Source organism: Clostridium sp. LS, assembly GCF_002760435.1.
Lineage (GTDB): Bacteria > Bacillota > Clostridia > Clostridiales > Clostridiaceae > Clostridium.
This window is the reverse complement of sequence record NZ_AUUU01000055.1, coordinates 1-3,520: the sequence shown is the minus strand read 5'-3', so window position 1 is coordinate 3,520 and position 3,520 is coordinate 1. Positions and strand designations below refer to the sequence as shown.

2 protein-coding genes are annotated in these 3,520 nt (G+C 27.9%); both read left to right on the top strand.

Going from position 1 to position 3,520, the window contains the following annotated elements; all coding sequences use genetic code 11:
- The first annotated feature begins 108 nt into the window (after positions 1-108).
- Positions 109-1,167, top strand: a complete 1,059-nt coding sequence (locus COL3_RS14335) for a beta-propeller fold lactonase family protein (RefSeq protein ID WP_008425473.1) — start codon at positions 109-111, stop codon at positions 1,165-1,167.
- A 311-nt stretch (positions 1,168-1,478) separates the two neighbouring features.
- Positions 1,479-3,248, top strand: a complete 1,770-nt coding sequence (ade, locus tag COL3_RS14330; RefSeq protein WP_008425472.1) for an adenine deaminase — start codon at positions 1,479-1,481, stop codon at positions 3,246-3,248.
- Positions 3,249-3,520: the final 272 nt, after the last annotated feature.

The window sequence follows — 3,520 nt, the reverse complement described above, 5'->3', positions numbered from 1 at the left end:
TTTCATAGTTTTTCGTAACAAAAATATTTATTATTTCGGTAAGCTACCACATAAATTAAGTTAACATGTTTCATATCTATATAAAAAACTAAAGGAGGCATATTAATAATGGAAATAAAACAAAATAAAATAATAGCCTTTATTGGTACTTATACTAAAAATAAAAGCAGAGGGATTTATAAAATCATCTTCAATTCAAGTTCAGGATGTATAGAAGAAATAAATTTAGCTTATGAAATCGAAAATCCTACATATTTATCTATTGATAAAGAAAGACATATTATTTATTCAGCTTGTAAAATTGGTGAGAAAGCCGGTGTAGCATCATTTAAGTATTTGCATGGAGAAAATCATCTTAACTTAATTAATTACATGCTTTTAGAAGAAAAACAACCTTGCCATATAAGCATAAATAACCATAAACAATTATTGATTTCATCTAACTATCATGAAAATAAGATGCTTGTTTATAATACTTTAGATGGCTTAATATTAAATTCTCCTATGGCTGGAAGTCATTCTGGTTCCAGCATAAACACTTCAAGACAAGAAAAGCCTCATATTCACTGCTCTATACTTACGGAAGATGAAAGATATATTTTATCAATTGATTTAGGAATTGATAAGATGATAATTTCCACTATAGAAGATAATGTACTTATTCAAAAAAATGATATTAGTTTCTCCTTTCCTCCTGGAAGCGGACCTCGACATATAACTTATTTAAAATCGAATCCCTTTTATTACGTATTAAGTGAGTTAACTTCTGAAATTTTTGTTCTTAAGTACAATTGTGATGTTAAAGTGCCTTTTGAAAACATTCAAACATTAAGCAGTTTACCTAAAAACTATACTGGTGAAAAATCAGGTGCTGCAATTCGTGTACATAAAAATAATAGGTTTTTATATACTTCTGATAGGGGTAATAATTCCATAAGCTTATTTTTAATTAACACATCTGATGGAAAACTAGAATTCATTGATACATATTCTTGCGAAGGAAATTCTCCAAGAGATTTTCAATTAGATCCAACAGGTAACTTTTTACTTTGTGCCAATGAGAATTCTGATAATATATCTATATTTTCTATTAATCAAGAAACAGGAATACTATCATTTATTAAATCTGAACATATTCCAACTCCTACCTCCATAGAATTTATTTAATTAACACATAGGATAAGCATTTTTTATATGCTTATCCTATATAATTATTAAAAAAGTAATTATATAAAACAAATAATTTTTAATATATTGCTATAAAAATTATATTTATTATTAAGTAATCCTTTACTAACTTTGACAATTTTACTTAAAGTAAATTATAATAAAAAAATATATTTTTATGGATTCAATACATATTTAAGGCACAATCAAAAAATAACAGCTCTATCCTCCGAGCCTATTTTACATCATAGGATTTTGGGATTAGTTACTTTCTTTAATGTGCCTAAACTAAAGCAAAGGAGGCTATTATTTTGGATAAGGAAAAATTAATAAGTCATATTAAAGCTTCAAATGAAAGCATAAAATGTGATTTATCTATTAAAAACGTAACTATAATCGATGTTTTTAATAAAGAAAAATTTGTCGATAGCATTGGTATTAAAGACGGTTATATTGTTGGTATTGGTGATTATGATGCATATGAAGTTATTGATGGCACTAATAAATATATTTGCCCTGGACTTATTGATTCTCATTGTCATATTGAATCAAGCTTAGTTACGCCAAGTGAATACTACAAATCAGCTATATTAAATGGAATTACTTCAGCTATTGCAGATCCCCATGAAATTTCAAATGTAATGGGTACAGCTGGTATAAAATTTATGCTCGAATCTTCAAAAAATCTTCCTTTTGATATATACTTTATGCTTCCGTCCTGCGTTCCAGGTACTAGCTTTGAAAATTCCGGTGCAGCTCTATTATCTAGCGATTTACTAAATTTCTATAAGAATCCTAAAGTTTTAGGTTTAGCCGAAGTTATGGATTATCCATCAGTATCAAATTGTGAAGAAAATATGATTAACAAGCTTCTAGACGCTATAAATAATAATAAAGTTATTGATGGACATGGTGCGGGTTTTACTTCTAACATGACAAATGTTTATAGAAGCGCAAACATTTTAACTGATCACGAATGTATCAATGCACAAGAAGCTATTGATAAAATTAGACGAGGAATGTATGTTTTAATTAGAGAAGGTACTGTAGCTAAAAACCTAAAGGAATTATTACCTGCAGTAACTGAAAATAACAGTAATAGATTCTGTTTTTGCACAGATGATAAGCATATTGATGACATAGCAGCCAATGGCTCTATTAATAACTCTATAGTTTATGCTATTAATAATGGAATGAGACCTGAAACAGCTATTCAAATGGCAACTATTAATCCTTCTAATTTATATAAACTTAATAATAAAGGAGCAATTGCACCAGGTTATATTGCAGATTTTATATTGTTAAATAACCTAGAAAAATTTGAAATAGATAAGGTTTATAAAGAAGGTACGCTTGTTGTAAGTAATAATACAATTGTTAATTCAACAGCTTATTATACTACAGATTCTATGGAACATTACTGCGATAATTCAATAAATCTTCCACCTTTAATCGAAGATAACTTTAAAATCAATATCAAGAATAAAAATTGTGAAAAACTAAATGTAATTAAAATTATTCCTAACAAGTTAGAAAGTATTCATTTAAAACTTAATACTTCCGATATTGATTCATTAAAAAATAATAACCATGATTTTTTTGAATGCTCACTTAAAGATGATTTGATTAAAATTGCTGTTATTGAAAGGCATAAAGCTACTGGTAATATAGGCCTAGGAATATTAAATGGTTTAGGTATCAAAGAAGGTGCAATTGGAACTACAATCGCCCATGATTCCCACAATTTGATATTAGCTGGAACAAATGACAAAGATATGTTATTTGCAGCTAAGGAATTAGAAAAGATGCATGGCGGAATAATTATAGTCAAGAATGAAAAAATCTTAGCTCATATAAAGCTTGAAATTGCAGGACTTATGACAAATAGACGATATGATGAAATTAAAGACGATTTAAATAAGCTTCATTCTGCTATTAAGCTCATAGCGCCAACCATTAATTTCAATCCATTCTTGACCTTATCCTTCTTATCACTGCCAGTAATACCAGATTTAAAAATTACCGACAAAGGCTTATTTGACGTAGTCAACTATAAATTTATAGATATTTGTTGCGAGTAAGACTTTACTTATAAGATATCAACTGCACATTTATATAACAAATTATAAAATACTAATTTTACTTATTTAATTATACCTCACTAGAAAGACTAATGTTTTGCGCAACGTTGCATTGCATTGAGAATAAGATTGAAAGATTTCTTTACCACAGGCATCAAATATTGTAGTTTTACTTATTATGTAAATACACCTACATGTTTACTAAATCTCTATGTGGATATCTTCACCAGAAATAATAAATATTCTTATGCAGAAGGCATTTAAAAATGAGC